Genomic DNA, 16,001 nt, shown 5'->3' with positions numbered 1-16,001 from the left:
AAACGAAGACCGCCAGTGCAACACGGCTGTTCACGAGGTTCTCCGTTCTGCCTCGGCAGGCTGATGTACTCAGGCCCAAACTCTATGAACAGCGGTGTTCGTATCCACGAGTAGCGCACTACCCGAATTAAGGGTTACGTAAGAACACGATCGACGCGTGCCGGTAGTTCGATTGGCAATGGGGCTCGGGGACTACCTAGGGGGCGGGAACAAACCGGCCACCGGGGGCGTTTTGGGAGCGTAACCGCCGTTCTGGCATACTGAACGGTCGTTGCGTCTGCTCAATTGAGCAGGCCTCCCGCCATCTCTGCGAAGCAGAGCAGACGACCCAGTGGCTCCGGTTCACGTCCTCGCCTCCGCGCGGGCGACCCGGCGGCCGATATCGAGAGGACATCCATGAAGGCAGGAATTCACCCGGCATATGTCGAAACCACGGTCGTCTGTGGTTGCGGCAACACCTTCCAGACTCGCAGCACCAAGGAGTCGGGACACATCACCGTCGAGGTCTGCTCGCAGTGCCACCCGTTCTACACCGGCAAGCAGAAGATTCTCGACACCGGTGGTCGCGTGGCCCGCTTCGAGGCTCGCTACGGCAAGCGTGCCGGCAAGAAGGCCGACGCAAAGTAGCTTCCTCGCCGACGCCCGGTCCTGCGCTGCAGGCCGGGCGTCGGCGCTTTTGTGTGGCCAGTACGGAAAAAGAGAGGAAGCACCATGACGCAACCGTCCGCGATCGATGACATTCTGGCCGAGCACGCGGGCTTGGAGACGCAGCTCGCCGATCCGGCGCTGCACAACGATCCGGGTGCCGCGCGCCGGGTCGGCAAGCGGTTCGCCGAGTTGGCCCCGATCATGGCCACCTACAACAAGCTGAAGTCCACGCGTGAGGATCTCGCCGCCGCACAGGAACTCGCAGCCGACGACGCCTCCTTCGCCGCCGAGGTGCCCGGCCTGGAACAACAGGTCGTCGAGCTGGAGCAGACCATCGCGGATCTGCTCGCCCCGCGTGACCCGCACGACGGCGACGATGTGGTGCTCGAAGTGAAATCCGGTGAGGGCGGCGAGGAATCGGCGCTATTCGCCTCGGATCTGGCCCGCATGTACGTCCGCTACGCCGAGCGGCATGGCTGGAAGGTCGAGATTCTCGATGTGAACATCTCCGACCTGGGCGGCTACAAGGACGCGACCATTTCCATCAAGAGCCGCGACGCCGCGCGCGACGGTGTCTGGTCCCGTTTCAAATTCGAGGGCGGCGTACACCGCGTTCAGCGGGTTCCGGTGACCGAATCGCAGGGCCGCATCCATACCTCGGCGGCCGGTGTGCTGATCTACCCGGAGCCCGACGAGGTCGAAGCGGTGCAGATCGACGAATCGGATCTGCGCATCGACGTCTACCGTTCCTCCGGCAAGGGTGGCCAGGGCGTCAACACCACCGACTCCGCGGTCCGCATCACCCACCTGCCCTCGGGCATCGTGGTGACCTGCCAGAACGAGCGCTCCCAGCTGCAGAACAAGGCCCGCGCCATGCAGGTGCTCGCGGCTCGGCTGCAGGCACTTGCCGAAGAGCAGGCCGATCAGGAAGCCGCCGCGGGCCGGGCCTCCCAGATCCGCACCGTGGACCGCTCCGAGCGCATCCGCACCTACAACTTCCCGGAGAACCGCATTACCGATCACCGCATCGGCTTCAAGGCGCACAACCTCGACGCCGTACTCGACGGTGATATGGACGCACTCCTGGATGCCCTCGGCAAGGCGGATCGCGAAGCCCGAATGGCCGCGGAGTAAAGGCGGACGAGCTGGTGACGCGTGTGGCCTTGCGACCTGCCATCAACCAGGCGGTCGAAACTTTGCGGACGGCAGGCGTGCACAGTCCGCAGGCCGACGCCGAATTGTTGGCGGCCCATCTGCTGGCTGTCGAGCGGACCAGGCTGGCGCTGACCCCGCTGGTCACGCCGGAGCTGCTCGAGGACTATCGCGCACTGGTGGCCCGGCGCGCGCAGCGAATTCCCTTACAGCACCTGACCGGTACCGCGGCGATCGGCGAGATCGAACTCGCGATCGGGCCCGGCGTTTTCGTTCCGCGTCCCGAGACCGAGCTGCTATTCGCTTGGGCCCTGGCGCAATTGGAAGCACTGCGGCACGATCACCCGCCGCTCGTCGTTGATCTGTGCACCGGTTCCGGTGCGCTCGCACTTGCCATTGCTCAGGCCCGTCCGGATGCGGATGTGCACGCGATCGACATCGATCCAGCGGCCCTGCAATGGGCGCGCCGTAATGCCGACCTGCGCATTGCCGAGGGCGACACCCCGATCACCCTGTACGCCGACGATGTCACCGACCCGAATCTGCTCACCGAGCTGAACGGCACAGTCGATCTGGTCGTCGCCAATCCGCCGTATATCCCCGAAGGCGCCGAACTCGATCCCGAGGTCGCCGATCACGATCCGCATCTGGCCCTTTTCGGCGGTCCGGACGGACTGGATGTCATCCGTCGGATGATCCCCACCATCACCCGTCTGCTGCGTCCCGGCGGTTCCTGCGCCATCGAGCACGACGACACCAACGGCTCCGAACTCGCCGCGCTGCTGGCCGAACAGGGTGACTTCACCGATGTCGTCGAGCATCCGGACCTCGCGGGTAAGCCTCGCTTCGTCGCCGCAACCCGCGGTCGATCCGACTCGACTCGGTAGTCACCGGATGGAACCAACCCCCGCCGATGGTGGAATCGCGTGGCACGCGTGACAGGATGGTGGCCGTGAGTACCGTCTACGACTGCGCGGATCCCGACTCGCGCGCTGCCGGACTGACCGCGGCCACCAGTGCCCTGAAATCCGGACGTCTGGTCGTAATGCCGACCGATACCCTGTACGGACTGGCCGCCGACGCGTTCGATGCCACCGCGGTGAGCGATCTACTCGCCGCGAAGCGGCGTGGTCGCGATATGCCGGTACCGGTGCTGGTCGGCTCCTGGCACACCATCGACGGTCTGGTGTTCTCGGTGCGCCCACAGGCCCGCGAGCTGATCCGGGCATTCTGGCCCGGTGGGCTGAGTCTTGTTGTGCAGCAGGCGCCTTCGCTCGCCTGGGACCTCGGCGACACCCGTGGCACGGTCATGCTGCGGATGCCGCTGCACCCGGTCGCGCTGGAAGTGCTACGCGAGGTCGGCCCGCTTGCGGTCTCGAGTGCCAATGTCTCCGGACAGCCCCCCGCCAAAACCGCCGCCGAGGCGCGCGATCAGCTCGGTGATCTAGTCGGCGTCTATCTCGACGGCGGTCCGGCCGAACACGCGGTCGCGTCCACCATCGTCGACCTCACCGCGGATCAGCCGCGGATCCTGCGTGCGGGCGCGGTACCGGTCGGCGATATCGCCGATGTGCTCGGAATGTTCCCGGAGGCGCTGACCGGCGTCGCGACGCGGTGACCTCGGGACGTAGCGATCGTATGGCGGATCAGATAATCGGATGATCGGTTCGGGTGCGGTAGTTCCTTTGCGCGAGCTGCTGCTCGTGCTTCTCATCTCGGGCACGGTGACCTTCCTGGCCACCGGCGGAATTCGGGTGCTCGCTATCGCCTTCGGCGCGGTGGCCGTGCCGCGCGAGCGCGATGTGCACGTCAAGCCGATTCCGCGCATGGGCGGCGTCGGTATGTATATCGGGGTGGTCGCGGCCGTGCTGTTCGCGCACCAATTGCCCGCGTTGCGAAGAGGTTTCGATTACGCGCCGGATATTCCGGCCGTGCTGGTCGCGGCCACGCTCATCGTGCTCGTCGGTATCGTCGACGACCGCTGGGGCCTGGATGCGCTGACCAAATTCGCGGGTCAGGTCACCGCCGCCGGTGTGATGGCGGTCATGGGCCTGAGCTGGTACGTCATCTACAACCCGTTCAACGACACGACTGTGGTGCTGGACGCACTGCAGGGCGGTCTGGTTACGGTTGGCATCACGGTGACCCTCGTCAACGCGATGAATTTCGTCGACGGACTCGACGGTCTCGCGGCCGGGCTGGGCCTGATCTGCGCGGGCGCGGTCTTCGTCTTCACCGTCGGCCTGCTGTACAACCAGGGCGGTTCGGTCGACACCTATCCGCCCGCGTTGCTCGCCGCCGCGCTCGCGGGCGCCTGTATGGGATTTCTGCCACACAACTTTTCACCCGCTCGGATATTCATGGGCGATTCCGGTTCGATGTTGATCGGGCTCATGCTGGCCGCGGTGTCGACGGGTGCTTCGGGCCGAATCAATTTGGCGGGCTACGGACCTCGCGACATCGTCGGTCTGCTTTCGCCGCTGCTGCTGGTCGGTGCGGTGATGTTCATTCCGGTATTGGATCTGCTATTGGCGATCGTGCGCCGGGTTCGGGCCGGTGTGAGTTTCTCGACACCGGACAAAATGCACTTGCACCACCGGCTGTTGCAGATCGGACATTCGCATCGTCGCGTTGTGCTGGTGATCTATTTATGGGTCGGCGTGCTCGCCTTCGGCGCCGTTGGAACTTCGCTGATCCATGATCGTCGGATTGTGGTGTTGATGATGGCGGGCGGGCTGGTTTTCGCACTGGTGGTGACCGCGATACCGGGCCTGCGCCGCAAGGAGCCTGCGGATTCGTAACGCAAGGGCCAGGTAAAGTGCAGGTCGTGAGCGAGCAAAGCGAGCGAACTGTGAACACAGCGTCCAGCGGAACGATGGAGCCGAGCGCCAGCGAGGCGCAGTCGTGAGTCTCATCAATCCCGTCCCCGGTCCCGATGCCCCGCTGAAGGCGGCGCTGCGCTACGGCGTGATCGGTTTGGCCGTGTTGGTGGTGCTTTCGGTGGCCATCGCCTCCGCCATCGCGGGCCTGGCCGGATTCTGGGGGGCACTGCTCGGCGCGGCCATCGGCGGCGGCTTCATTCTCACCACCGCGGCGGTGGTGCTGTTCGGCGCGAAGCTGCCGCCGAGCACCGCGGGCCTGGTCGTGTTGGTGAGTTGGGTGGGCAAGCTGCTGGTCGCGATGATCGTGATCGCGGTGCTGCATCGGTTCGACTTCTACGACCGGATGGCACTGTTCTTGACCGTTGTCGGGTCCTTGCTGATCGTGCTCGGCGCGGAGACGTATGGTGTTCTGCGACAGAAGGTTCCGTACGTAAACGTACCGACCGGTGAGTCCGATTTGCCTTCTGCGGAGCAATAATCGCCCCCAGCTACACGTTGTCGTAGATAACTTGGTAAAGTCTTGGTAAGCAAGCGACCAAGCGAGGGGGGATCACTGAGATCTCGCCAGGTGGCGCTATGCTTACTGCCGTACCGGGCTCCAAGAGGTTCCGGTTCTGCATGTCGACGAATGTCGCCGACACTACGTACAGACGCCCATGCGGGTTGCCGCACAGCTGCTGACGAATTTTCGAGCCGACCTGAGTCGACCCAATTGATCGTCAATGTCCGATCGAACCGCGGGAATGACCGTACCCGCGGCCCGAACACGGGAGAGAACGCTGAGCGTCACCACTTTGGCGGGCGAGTTCCACGCGCCATCGCTGTCCGACTTCTTCCCTCCAGCATTGCTGTTCGAGGGTACGCCGTTCGAACTCGACCGTTTGGTGCTCATCCGGCTGTTGATGACCGCCGTGCTGGTGCTCGTCATGGTGCTGGCATTTCGCAATCCTCGCATCGTACCGCGCGGTCTGCAGAACATTGCCGAAACCGGTTTGGTCTTCGTCAAGGATCAGATCTGTGATGAGGTGCTCGGCAAAGAATCCGGTCGCAAGCACTTCCCGTTGATCGCGACGATCTTCTTCGCGGTTCTCTTTCTCAACTTCTCCGGCATCATTCCGGGGCTGAACATCTCGTCGAACGCCCGAATCGGCATGCCGCTGGTGCTGGCCCTCATCGCGTACCTCGCGTTCAACTTCGTGGGTATCAAGAAGTACGGGTTCGTCACTTACATGCGCAGCAGCATCGTCGTTCCGAATGTTCCGCCCGCACTGCACGTGTTGCTGATCCCGATCGAGTTCATTTCGACGTTCATCCTGCGTCCGTTCACACTGACCGTCCGACTCATGGCGAATATGTTGGCCGGCCACATCCTGCTGGTGCTGTTCTTCAGCGCCACCTGGTTCTTCCTGTTCGACGCCGTGGCCTGGATGAAGGTGTTCTCACCGTTCTCGCTGCTGGCCGGACTCGGGTTCACGCTGTTCGAAATGCTGGTCATCTTCCTGCAGGCCTACGTTTTCGCCCTGCTGACCGCCGTTTACATCGGACTCGCACAACACGCTGACTCGCACTGACCGAACTACTACCGGATACCTGCTACACCGCGCCGACCGGCGGGTGAGCAACAGAAAGGGAATGGAAGACTCATGAGCCTCGCGTACCTGGCCCAGGAAGCCGCGACCACGACGGAGAAGTTCAAGGGCTTCGGCGCCATCGGCTACGGCCTGGCCGCCATCGGCCCGGGCATCGGCGTGGGCATCGTCGTCGGCAAGGCCATCGAGGGTCTTGCCCGTCAGCCCGAGCTGCAGGGCACCATCCGTACCAACATGTTCCTCGGTATCGCGTTCACCGAGGCCCTGGCGATGCTCGGCCTTGTGGCCGGCTTCATTTTCTGAGATTGCCATGAGCACGTTTTCTATGCTCGCCGCGGAGACGGGGGAGGATGTCAATCCTCTCCTCCCCGAGACCTACGACATTGTCTGGTCGGTAGTCTGCATCGCAATTATCGGCGTCATTTTCTACAAGTACGTCATTCCGCGCCTCATCAAGGTGTTGGATGAACGTACGGACAAGATCGAGGGTGGAATCCAGCGGGCCGAGGCCGCGCAGGAAGAAGCCCAGCTGACGCTGCAGCAGTACCAGCAGCAGTTGGCCGACGCCCGGCTGGAGGCCGCGCGCATCCGTGAGGACGCACGCGCCCAGGGCCAGCAGATCCTCGCGCAGATGCGCGTGGAAGCCCAGGCGGAAAGCGACCGTATCGTCGCCGCCGGTCAGAGCCAGCTGGAAGCTCAGCGCCAGCAGATCCTGACCGAGCTGCGCGCCGAAGTCGGCAGAACTGCCGTCGATTTGGCCGAAAAGATTATCGGACAGTCGGTTTCGGACGAAGCTAAGCAAGCGGCATCGATCGACCAGTTCCTGGCCGAACTCGATCAGTCGAATGTCGGCATCGGGGTCGGAAGGTAGCGACGCGAAAGTGAGAAGCATGTACGCAGCGAGCCGCGAGGCAAGCTCCCGGGCACGGGAGGCGCTTCGGGCCGCTCTGACCGGAAGCGACAGTGTTGCGGCCACGACGGGGTCGGAACTGTTCGCCGTTGTCGCCGTGCTGGATGACCAGCGTTCGCTGCGTGTTGCGCTCGCGGACGTGTCGGTGCCCGGCTCGGTGCGCGCCGAACTCAGCGAGCGGGTCTTCAGCGGCAAGGTCAGCCCCGCCACCCTGGCGGTGCTGACCACCGCGGTGGCCCAGAACTGGTCGCGCACCGCCGATTTGGTCGACACCCTGGTGTTGCTCGGCCAGGAGGCGTTGCTGGAGTCCGCCGCAGACAGCGGACGACTCGGGGCGGTCGAGGACGAATTGTTCCGGCTGGGCCGGATCATCGGCGACAATCCCGAACTGGAGCAGGCACTTTCTGATCGTGCGAAGCCCGCGGCGGCCAAGCGCGAACTGATCGACCGGCTGCTCGCGGGCAAGACCGAGACCATCACCCGGACCCTCGCGGACCAGGTGGTCACCCGGTCGAAGAATATCGGCGGCGCGTTCGGCGAGCTGTCCGATCTCGCGGCCGCGCGGCGCGATCAGATTGTCGCGCATGTGCGTGCCGCGGTCGCGCTGACCGACCAGCAGCGTGACCATCTCGGGGCGTCGTTGCAGCGCATCTACGGCAAGCCCGTCACGGTGCACGTGCAGGTCGATCCGAGTCTGCTGACCGGCGTGGTGGTGCGGGTCGGCGACGACCTGATCGACGGTAGCGCCACCGGCCGCTTGGAACGGCTGCGTCGGGCTCTGGCCTGACGACCCACCTCCCCCGACATTCTGACCAGACAGCGAGAGCAGGAAGACTATGGCGGAGCTGACGATCTCCACCGATGAGATCCGTAGCGCGATCGAGAGCTACACCCAGAGCTACACCCCGGAAACCTCCATCGAAGAAGTCGGTGTCGTCACCGACACCAGCGACGGCATCGCGCATGTCAGCGGCCTGCCCTCGGCGATGGCCAATGAATTGCTCGAGTTCCCGGGTGGTGTGCTCGGCGTCGCGCTGAACCTGGAGGACCGCGAGATCGGTGCGGTCATCCTCGGCGAGTTCGCGGAGATCGAAGAGGGCCAGCAGGTTCGCCGCACCGGCGACGTGCTGTCGGTCCCCGTCGGTGACAAGTTCCTCGGCCGCGTGGTCAACCCGCTCGGCCAGCCGATCGACGGCCTCGGCGAGATCGAGGCCGAAGAGCAGCGCGTGCTGGAGCTGCAGGCCGCGACCGTGCTGCAGCGGCAGCCGGTCGAGGAGCCGCTGGCCACCGGCATCACCGCCATCGACGCCCTGACCGCCATCGGTCGTGGTCAGCGTCAGCTGATCATCGGCGACCGCAAGACCGGTAAGACCGCGGTCTGCATCGACGCGATCCTGGCGCAGAAGGCGAACTGGGAGACCGGCGACCCGTCCAAGCAGGTCCGCTGCATCTACGTCGCGATCGGTCAGAAGGGTTCCACCATCGCGGGCGTGAAGACCGCGCTGGAATCGCATGGTGCGATGGAATACACCACCATCGTCGCGGCCCCCGCCTCGGACTCGGCGGGCTTCAAATGGCTTGCGCCCTACACCGGTTCGGCGATCGGCCAGCACTGGATGTACCAGGGCAAGCACGTCCTGATCGTGTTCGACGACCTGACCAAGCAGGCCGAGGCGTACCGCGCCATCTCGCTGCTGCTGCGTCGCCCGCCGGGCCGCGAGGCCTACCCGGGTGACGTCTTCTACCTGCACTCGCGCCTGCTGGAGCGTTGCGCGAAGCTGTCCGATGAGATGGGTGCCGGCTCGATGACGGGTCTGCCGATCATCGAGACCAAGGCCAACGACATCTCGGCGTTCATCCCGACCAACGTCATCTCCATCACCGACGGCCAGGTCTTCCTCGAGTCCGACCTGTTCAACAAGGGTGTCCGTCCGGCGATCAACGTCGGTACCTCGGTCTCCCGTGTCGGTGGCGCCGCCCAGACCAAGGGCATGAAGAAGGTCGCCGGTTCGCTGCGTCTGGAAATGGCGCAGTACCGCGAGCTGGAGGCGTTCTCCGCCTTCGCCTCCGACCTGGACGCCGCCTCCCTCGCCCAGCTGGAGCGCGGTGCCCGCTGGGTCGAGCTGCTCAAGCAGGACCAGTACTCGCCGGTTCCGGTCGAGGACCAGATCGTCTCGATCTTCCTGGTCGACGCCGGCTACTTCGACTCGGTTCCGGTTGCCGACATCCGTCGCTTCAATGCCGAACTGCTCGAGGATCTGCACCGCAGCGCGGCCGACGCCTTCAAGTCGATCGAGGGCGGCAAGGTCCTCGACAGCGAGAACGGCGATGCCATCAAGGCGGCCACCGACAAGTTCAAGCAGGGCTTCCTCGCTTCCGACGGTTCGCGCGTCGTGAACGAGGCCGCCGCCGGTGAGCTCGATCACGAAGAGGTCGAATCGCTGTCGGTGACCCGCAAGCACGTCGAGAAGTAATCGAGCTGGCTGATGCGCTATTGGATCCGCAGCATGAGCGACAGGCACGGAGGACGCAGCTCGCGTAACCACGTCGTGCCCCGCGAATGCTGCACATCAGATGCCGCGAATGAAGGGAGTGTGAACCGCTGATGGCAAGCTTGCGTGAATTGCGCTCCCGCATTCGTGGTGTGAGTTCGATCAAGAAGATCACCAAGGCGCAGGAGCTGATCGCGACCTCGCGAATCTCCAAGGCCCAGGCCAGGGTTGCTGCCGCGAAGCCGTTCGCCGAGGAGATCACCAAGGTCCTCAGCGAGCTGGCGAGTGCGTCGACGAGTCTGTCGCACCCGCTGCTGACCGAGCGTGCCAACCCGCGCCGCGCCGCCGTCCTGGTGATCACCAGTGACAGCGGCATGTGTGGTGGCTACAACTCCAATGTGCTCAAGCGCGCCGAGGAGCTCATGGTCACCCTGCGTGGCGAGGGCAAGGAGCCGGTGCTGTACGTGATGGGCAATAAAGGCCTCACGTACTACACCTTCCGCAGCCGGCCGGTGGTCAGTGCGTGGACCGGGTTTTCCCAGCAGCCGAAGTACAACGATGCCTCGGCCGCCTGCCGCCACCTGGTGGACGCGTTCATGGCGGGCTCCGAGGTCGAGGTTCCGGCCCCGAACGGGGTGGGCAATATCGAGGGCGTTGACGAGTTGCACATCGTGTACACCCGTTTCGTCTCGATGCTGACCCAGACCCCCGAGGTCCGTCGTCTGGCGCCGATCCAGGTCAGCTATGTCGACGAAGACTTCGACATGGGTGCGGACAGCTTCTCCGACTCGCCGACCGCGGAAGTCACCGCGCAGTACGAGTTCGAGCCCGATGCCGACGTGCTCTTGGCGGCGCTGCTGCCCAAGTACATCAATACGCGCATCTACTCATCGTTGCTCGAGGCAGCGGCATCCGAGTCCGCGGCTCGGCGCACCGCAATGAAGGCAGCCACCGACAATGCCAACGAACTGGCCAATGTGCTTACGCGGCAGGCGAATTCGGTGCGGCAGGCCCAGATCACGCAGGAAATCAGCGAAATCGTCGGCGGCGTGAATGCGCTGGCTTCGAGCTCGGACCGCGACTAAAGGCGCAGGAAGAGAATAATGACCGCAGCAGTCACACAAGAGAGCCGGACCGGCGCGAAAACAGGTCGCGTCGTCCGCGTCATCGGCCCCGTCGTGGACGTCGAGTTCCCGCGGGGTTCCATCCCTGAGCTGTTCAACGCTCTGCACGCCGAGATCACCCTGACCTCGGTGGCCAAGACCCTGACCCTCGAGGTCGCCCAGCACCTCGGTGACAACATCGTGCGCACCATCTCGATGCAGCCCACCGATGGTCTGGTCCGTGGCGCCACCGTCACCGACTCCGGCAAGCCGATCTCGGTGCCGGTCGGCGACATCACCAAGGGCCACGTATTCAACGCCCTCGGCGACTGCCTCGACACCCCGGGTCTCGGCCGCGACGGCGAACAGTGGGGCATCCACCGCAAGCCTCCGTCATTCGACCAGCTCGAGGGTAAGACCGAGATCCTGGAGACGGGTATCAAGGTCATCGACCTGCTGACCCCGTACGTGAAGGGCGGCAAGATCGGTCTGTTCGGTGGTGCCGGTGTCGGCAAGACCGTTCTCATCCAGGAGATGATCACCCGTATCGCGCGTGAGTTCTCCGGTACGTCGGTGTTCGCCGGCGTCGGTGAGCGCACCCGTGAGGGCACCGACCTGCACCTGGAAATGGAAGAGATGGGCGTCCTCCAGGACACCGCCCTTGTCTTCGGCCAGATGGACGAGCCGCCGGGCACCCGTATGCGCGTCGCGCTCTCGGCCCTGACCATGGCCGAGTACTTCCGTGATGTGCAGCACCAGGACGTGCTGCTGTTCATCGACAACATCTTCCGGTTCACCCAGGCCGGTTCCGAGGTGTCCACCCTGCTCGGCCGCATGCCTTCGGCCGTCGGTTACCAGCCGACGCTGGCCGATGAGATGGGTGAGCTGCAGGAGCGCATCACCTCGACCCGTGGTCGGTCCATCACCTCGCTGCAGGCCATCTACGTGCCCGCCGACGACTACACCGACCCGGCCCCGGCGACCACCTTCGCCCACCTCGATGCGACGACCGAGCTCTCCCGCCCGATCTCGCAGAAGGGCATCTACCCGGCCGTCGACCCGCTGACCTCGACCTCCCGCATCCTGGAGGCCTCGATCGTCGGTGCGGAGCACTTCCGGGTCGCCAACGAGGTGAAGCGGATCCTGCAGAAGTACAAGGAACTGCAGGACATCATCGCCATCCTCGGCATGGACGAGCTCTCCGAAGAGGACAAGGTCCTCGTCGGCCGGGCCCGTCGTCTGGAGAAGTTCCTCGGCCAGAACTTCATCGTGGCCGAGAAGTTCACCGGCCAGCCGGGTTCCGTGGTGCCGCTGACCGACACCATCGAGGCGTTCGACCGCGTCTGCAAGGGCGAGTTCGACCACTTCCCGGAGCAGGCGTTCAACTCCTGCGGTGGTCTCGACGACGTCGAGGCGGCCGCGAAGAAGATCGCCGGAAAGTAGTCACCCATGGCGGAGATGTCAGTTGACCTGGTCGCCGTCGAACGTTTGCTCTGGTCCGGCCAGGCGACGTTCGTCAGCGCGCAGACCACTGAGGGGCAGATCGGCATCATGGGGGGTCACGAGCCGCTGCTCGGCCAACTGGTCGAGGGCGGGATCGTGAGCATCGTGCCCACCGAGGGGGAGCGGATCACCGCGGCGGTGCACGGTGGGTTCTTCTCGGTGACCGCGACCTCGGTCCGGGTGCTTGCCGAATCCGCGGAGTTCGCCGATGAGATCGACATCGAGGCGGCCCGTCGGGTGCTGGCCGATGCCGATGCCTCCGAGCAAGCCAAGATCGCGGCCCAGGGCCAGGTGCGCGCGGTCGAAGAGGCGAAGGCGTAGTACCGCACCAGGATTCGGTACGACCCGATAAAACGGCGCTGTCGGCGGCGAAAGTATTCGCCGCCGACAGCGCCGTTTCCGGATTCGAATGTTCAAAGACAAGGCCCCGCCATTTGTCATCTCGGGGCCATGGTTGAATGGCCGAACGCGGTGTGAGCATCAGGCCGGGAGGCGCCTACGTAGCCACGGAGGGCCTGGGCACACTGCCATCGAATACCGCGTCGTCGACATGGCGGCGGAACGAAGGGACGTACGGCATTGCAGACCGGGATGGTTCTCCTGATCATTCTGGTGCTCACGCTCGTTCTCTTGGCGTTGGCCTCCACCTATCGACTGATCATGTTGCGCCGCGGCGGCACCGCCGCGATTCTGCGGGTGCTGCCCGCACGTGGCGGCCAGGGGTGGCGGCACGGCCTGATTCGATATGACGAGGATCGCATCGTCTTTTACAAACTCTCCAGTCTGAAACTGGGTCCGGATTCCACGATTCGCCGCCAGGGCATCGAGATCGGGGATCGGCGCAGCCCGCGTGGCGACGAATACGACATCATGACCGACGAGATCGCGGTGACCGCGATCTCCGATAATGACGGCAATTACGAATTGGCGCTGGACCGCGGCTCACTGGCCGCCTTTCTGTCCTGGGTCGAATCCCGACCGTCGGATCGCACCCGTCGGCTCCCTGGACTCTAGGCTCCTCCGCCTCCCCGAACCTCTAGGCGCCAGACTCGGTCACGGCAACTGTGACGTTGGCGTGCGGCAGTAGGGCTGTGGGGCAAGTTAGCCCGTCCCCGATGAGTTACCCATGTACTTACCAAATCCGTTGTGGCGTGGGTAGCGATAGGGTGGGCAGGTGAGTGTGCACCTGACGCGGATTTATACGCGGACCGGCGACGATGGGACGACCGGTCTCAGCGATTTCTCGCGGGTGGCCAAAACTGATCTGCGGCTGGTCGCTTATGCCGACTGTGACGAGACCAATGCCGCCATCGGCGTGGCCGTCGCACTCGGTGACCCCGCTCCGGAGTTGCTGACGGTACTGCGCCAGGTGCAGAACGATCTGTTCGATGCGGGTGCGGATCTTTCGACCCCGGTGGTCGAGGAGCCGAAGTATCCGCCACTGCGTATCACCCAGTCGTATATCGACCGCCTGGAAGCCTGGTGCGATGAGTTCAATGCCGAACTGCCCGCCCTGAATTCGTTCATTCTGCCCGGAGGCGCGCCGCTGGCCGCCCTGCTGCACACCGCGCGTACGGTGGCGCGGCGAGCGGAGCGTTCGGCATGGGCCGCGGTGCAAACGCATCCGGACGATACGAATGCTCTTCCGGCGAAGTACCTGAACCGCCTGTCCGACCTGCTGTTCATCCTCAGCCGTGTCGCCAACCCGGGCGGTGACGTGTTGTGGAAGCCTGGTGGCGAACAAGGTGGTTCGTGAATTGTCCGATCCACACGACTGATCTGGTGTAGGTGGGGTGACTTCCGAGACAGACCCGTCACAGGGCTGCGACCGGCCGCCCGTCGGTAAAAGTAGGCGGCGCGACACACACAAAAGTTGCTGGACACCGCGAAATGTGTCCCAGCTACCTGGATATAACCCCGGCACTGCTACCAGCGGCCCGCAACGCAACTATCCTTTGCACCAACAGTGCGCCGAATACGCGGAGAGGCGGCATGGAACGGTTTTTGGTTACTGGCGGGAATCGACTCGTCGGTGAGGTCGCGGTCGGGGGTGCGAAGAACAGCGTCCTCAAGTTGATGGCGGCCGCATTGCTGGCCGAAGGCACGACCACCATTACGAACTGCCCGGACATTCTCGATGTGCCGTTGATGGGTGATGTGCTGCGCGGCCTCGGCTGCGACGTCGCGATCGATGGGGCGGTCGTCACCATCAACACACCCGCGGAGCCCAAGTATCACGCGGATTTTCCGGCGGTGACGCAGTTCCGCGCTTCGGTCTGTGTGCTCGGTCCGCTGATGGCGCGGTGTAAGCGCGCCGTTGTCGCACTGCCCGGCGGCGATGCGATCGGTTCGCGGCCCTTGGATATGCATCAGGCGGGTCTGCGGCTGCTCGGCGCCACCAGTGAAATCGAGCACGGTTGTGTGGTCGCGCGGGCGGACGAACTGCAGGGTGCACGGATCAGGCTGGACTTTCCTTCGGTGGGCGCGACCGAGAACATCCTCATGGCGGCCGTGCTGGCCGAGGGGGAGACGGTCATCGATAACGCGGCCCGTGAACCCGACATCGTCGATCTGTGCAACATGCTCGTTCGGATGGGTGCGCGGATCAGTGGCGCGGGCACGTCGGTGCTCACGATTCAGGGGGTCGAGCGCCTCTCGCCGACGACGCATCGGGTGATCGGTGACCGGATCGTGGCTGCGACCTGGGGGATCGCCGCAGTGATGACCATGGGCGATATCCGGGTCTCCGGGGTCAACCCCAAGCATCTGTCTCTTGTACTGGACAAGCTGCGCTCGGCCGGTGCGCGTATTTCGTTCGCACCGGATGGTTTCCGGGTGATCCAGGCCGATCGGCCGCGTGCGGTGAATTTCTCGACGTTGCCTTTCCCGGGATTCCCGACCGATCTGCAGCCGATGGCCATCGGTCTCGCCGCGATTGCGGACGGCACATCGATGATCACCGAGAACATCTTCGAGGCGCGCTTCCGTTTCGTGGAGGAGATGATCCGGTTGGGCGCCGACGCGCGGACCGATGGACATCATGCGGTGGTACGCGGAATTCCGCGGCTGTCGAGTGCACCGGTGTGGTCGTCGGATATTCGGGCCGGCGCCGGATTGGTACTTGCCGGTCTGGTTGCCGATGGCACCACCGAGGTGCACGACGTCTTCCATATCGACCGCGGCTACCCGAACTTCGTCGAGCAGCTGCAGGCATTGGGTGGTGAGGTCGAGCGAGTCGGCGCCGCGGATTGATCATGTGAACGGCAGGCGACGATCTCCTCTCGCCGAAAACCGTTCCTGACCAGGCGATTTGACATCGTGCACACCGACACGTAACTTTATTCGAGTCAGAGCGACACGGACACCGACCCGGGGCCGACACGCTGAGCCGAAAGGCTGAGTGAAGGGCCAGGGAAACGAGGTAGGACGTTGAGCGCCTGGCGATCACACTAGCTCGAACGAGACCCCGATTTTGAATCGGGCTCACGGCTGAGCTAAGCTAGATAAGTTGCTTCACCGATCGACCGGGGTCAAGCCCGCGAGATGGTGTGTGCGTGTGTTCTTTGAGAACTCAATAGTGTGTCGATGAATGTCAGTGCCAAATATTTTTGGTTCCGGCCTCTCATACCCCCGTGTGTTGGGGTCGGGCATTTAGTCAGCAATTATTTTTGCTGGCGTTTGATTTGCTGGGTTTTCGGACTCTAGTTACAGATATTTCTGAT

17 protein-coding genes are annotated in these 16,001 nt (G+C 64.1%); all 17 read left to right on the top strand.

Translation table 11 applies throughout. The features are described from left to right. The first annotated feature begins 396 nt into the window (after nucleotides 1-396). The 17 genes from rpmE (at nucleotide 397) to murA (ending at nucleotide 15,531) form a co-directional block, all read left to right on the top strand. Nucleotides 397-627: a 50S ribosomal protein L31 gene (gene rpmE / locus AB0J29_RS15285; RefSeq protein ID WP_062982643.1), complete on the top strand. Its 231-nt coding sequence runs from the start codon at nucleotides 397-399 to the stop codon at nucleotides 625-627. A gap of 84 nt (nucleotides 628-711) precedes the next feature. Then, complete coding sequence (gene prfA / locus AB0J29_RS15280; protein WP_364785285.1) at nucleotides 712-1,782, top strand: peptide chain release factor 1; 1,071 nt, start codon at nucleotides 712-714, stop codon at nucleotides 1,780-1,782. A 14-nt stretch (nucleotides 1,783-1,796) separates the two neighbouring features. Further along, nucleotides 1,797-2,687 carry a peptide chain release factor N(5)-glutamine methyltransferase gene (gene prmC / locus AB0J29_RS15275; protein WP_364785282.1) on the top strand — a complete coding sequence of 297 codons (891 nt, stop codon included), beginning with the start codon at nucleotides 1,797-1,799 and terminating at the stop codon, nucleotides 2,685-2,687. Between the two features lie 65 nt (nucleotides 2,688-2,752). Further along, nucleotides 2,753-3,418: an L-threonylcarbamoyladenylate synthase gene (locus AB0J29_RS15270; RefSeq protein ID WP_364785279.1), complete on the top strand. Its 666-nt coding sequence runs from the start codon at nucleotides 2,753-2,755 to the stop codon at nucleotides 3,416-3,418. A 40-nt stretch (nucleotides 3,419-3,458) separates the two neighbouring features. After that, the gene (locus AB0J29_RS15265; RefSeq protein ID WP_364785276.1) at nucleotides 3,459-4,601 is read left to right on the top strand and encodes an MraY family glycosyltransferase; all 1,143 of its coding nucleotides are present in this window, start codon (nucleotides 3,459-3,461) and stop codon (nucleotides 4,599-4,601) included. Nucleotides 4,602-4,704: 103 nt separating this feature from the next. Further along, nucleotides 4,705-5,160, top strand: a complete 456-nt coding sequence (locus tag AB0J29_RS15260) for a hypothetical protein (RefSeq protein ID WP_364785273.1) — start codon at nucleotides 4,705-4,707, stop codon at nucleotides 5,158-5,160. Between the two features lie 244 nt (nucleotides 5,161-5,404). After that, entirely contained in the window at nucleotides 5,405-6,253 is an 849-nt protein-coding gene (atpB, locus tag AB0J29_RS15255; RefSeq protein ID WP_364785270.1) for a F0F1 ATP synthase subunit A, read from the top strand. 72 nt (nucleotides 6,254-6,325) lie between these two features. Continuing rightward, entirely contained in the window at nucleotides 6,326-6,574 is a 249-nt protein-coding gene (locus AB0J29_RS15250; RefSeq protein WP_364785267.1) for an ATP synthase F0 subunit C, read from the top strand. A 7-nt stretch (nucleotides 6,575-6,581) separates the two neighbouring features. Beyond that, nucleotides 6,582-7,142 carry a F0F1 ATP synthase subunit B gene (locus AB0J29_RS15245; RefSeq protein WP_364785264.1) on the top strand — a complete coding sequence of 187 codons (561 nt, stop codon included), beginning with the start codon at nucleotides 6,582-6,584 and terminating at the stop codon, nucleotides 7,140-7,142. A gap of 19 nt (nucleotides 7,143-7,161) precedes the next feature. Beyond that, complete coding sequence (locus AB0J29_RS15240; RefSeq protein WP_364785261.1) at nucleotides 7,162-7,968, top strand: F0F1 ATP synthase subunit delta; 807 nt, start codon at nucleotides 7,162-7,164, stop codon at nucleotides 7,966-7,968. 49 nt (nucleotides 7,969-8,017) lie between these two features. Then, nucleotides 8,018-9,655 carry a F0F1 ATP synthase subunit alpha gene (gene atpA, locus AB0J29_RS15235; protein WP_364785258.1) on the top strand — a complete coding sequence of 546 codons (1,638 nt, stop codon included), beginning with the start codon at nucleotides 8,018-8,020 and terminating at the stop codon, nucleotides 9,653-9,655. Nucleotides 9,656-9,786: 131 nt separating this feature from the next. Continuing rightward, a complete protein-coding gene (locus AB0J29_RS15230) occupies nucleotides 9,787-10,758 on the top strand; it encodes a F0F1 ATP synthase subunit gamma (protein WP_364785255.1) in 972 nt (323 codons plus the stop codon). An 18-nt stretch (nucleotides 10,759-10,776) separates the two neighbouring features. Further along, nucleotides 10,777-12,219 carry a F0F1 ATP synthase subunit beta gene (atpD, locus tag AB0J29_RS15225; protein ID WP_364785252.1) on the top strand — a complete coding sequence of 481 codons (1,443 nt, stop codon included), beginning with the start codon at nucleotides 10,777-10,779 and terminating at the stop codon, nucleotides 12,217-12,219. Nucleotides 12,220-12,225: 6 nt separating this feature from the next. Continuing rightward, nucleotides 12,226-12,600, top strand: coding sequence for a F0F1 ATP synthase subunit epsilon (locus tag AB0J29_RS15220; RefSeq protein ID WP_364785249.1), 375 nt, complete (start codon nucleotides 12,226-12,228; stop codon nucleotides 12,598-12,600). Between the two features lie 270 nt (nucleotides 12,601-12,870). Continuing rightward, on the top strand, nucleotides 12,871-13,293 hold the full coding sequence (locus AB0J29_RS15215; RefSeq protein ID WP_364785246.1) for a DUF2550 domain-containing protein: 423 nt from the start codon (nucleotides 12,871-12,873) through the stop codon (nucleotides 13,291-13,293). A gap of 160 nt (nucleotides 13,294-13,453) precedes the next feature. Then, a complete protein-coding gene (locus tag AB0J29_RS15210; RefSeq protein WP_364785243.1) occupies nucleotides 13,454-14,035 on the top strand; it encodes a cob(I)yrinic acid a,c-diamide adenosyltransferase in 582 nt (193 codons plus the stop codon). 236 nt (nucleotides 14,036-14,271) lie between these two features. Continuing rightward, the gene (murA, locus tag AB0J29_RS15205) at nucleotides 14,272-15,531 is read left to right on the top strand and encodes a UDP-N-acetylglucosamine 1-carboxyvinyltransferase (RefSeq protein ID WP_364785240.1); all 1,260 of its coding nucleotides are present in this window, start codon (nucleotides 14,272-14,274) and stop codon (nucleotides 15,529-15,531) included. The last annotated feature ends 470 nt before the right edge of the window (nucleotides 15,532-16,001 follow it).

It is taken from the genome of Nocardia sp. NPDC049707, from assembly GCF_040674855.1.
GTDB lineage: Bacteria > Actinomycetota > Actinomycetes > Mycobacteriales > Mycobacteriaceae > Nocardia.
The sequence above is the reverse complement of the archived record's forward strand: the minus strand, read 5'-3'. Positions and strand labels throughout refer to the sequence as shown.

Excerpts from the sequence above, each read along its gene's own strand:
- rpmE (WP_062982643.1), top strand. The coding sequence starts at position 397 with ATGAAGGCAGGAATTCACCCGGCATATGTCGAAACCACGGTCGTCTGT.
- prfA (WP_364785285.1), top strand. The coding sequence starts at position 712 with ATGACGCAACCGTCCGCGATCGATGACATTCTGGCCGAGCACGCGGGC.
- AB0J29_RS15265 (WP_364785276.1), top strand. The coding sequence starts at position 3,459 with ATGATCGGTTCGGGTGCGGTAGTTCCTTTGCGCGAGCTGCTGCTCGTG.
- atpB (WP_364785270.1), top strand. The coding sequence starts at position 5,405 with ATGTCCGATCGAACCGCGGGAATGACCGTACCCGCGGCCCGAACACGG.
- AB0J29_RS15250 (WP_364785267.1), top strand. The coding sequence starts at position 6,326 with ATGAGCCTCGCGTACCTGGCCCAGGAAGCCGCGACCACGACGGAGAAG.
- AB0J29_RS15245 (WP_364785264.1), top strand. The coding sequence starts at position 6,582 with ATGAGCACGTTTTCTATGCTCGCCGCGGAGACGGGGGAGGATGTCAAT.
- AB0J29_RS15240 (WP_364785261.1), top strand. The coding sequence starts at position 7,162 with ATGTACGCAGCGAGCCGCGAGGCAAGCTCCCGGGCACGGGAGGCGCTT.
- atpA (WP_364785258.1), top strand. The coding sequence starts at position 8,018 with ATGGCGGAGCTGACGATCTCCACCGATGAGATCCGTAGCGCGATCGAG.
- AB0J29_RS15230 (WP_364785255.1), top strand. The coding sequence starts at position 9,787 with ATGGCAAGCTTGCGTGAATTGCGCTCCCGCATTCGTGGTGTGAGTTCG.
- atpD (WP_364785252.1), top strand. The coding sequence starts at position 10,777 with ATGACCGCAGCAGTCACACAAGAGAGCCGGACCGGCGCGAAAACAGGT.
- AB0J29_RS15220 (WP_364785249.1), top strand. The coding sequence starts at position 12,226 with ATGGCGGAGATGTCAGTTGACCTGGTCGCCGTCGAACGTTTGCTCTGG.
- AB0J29_RS15215 (WP_364785246.1), top strand. The coding sequence starts at position 12,871 with ATGGTTCTCCTGATCATTCTGGTGCTCACGCTCGTTCTCTTGGCGTTG.
- murA (WP_364785240.1), top strand. The coding sequence starts at position 14,272 with ATGGAACGGTTTTTGGTTACTGGCGGGAATCGACTCGTCGGTGAGGTC.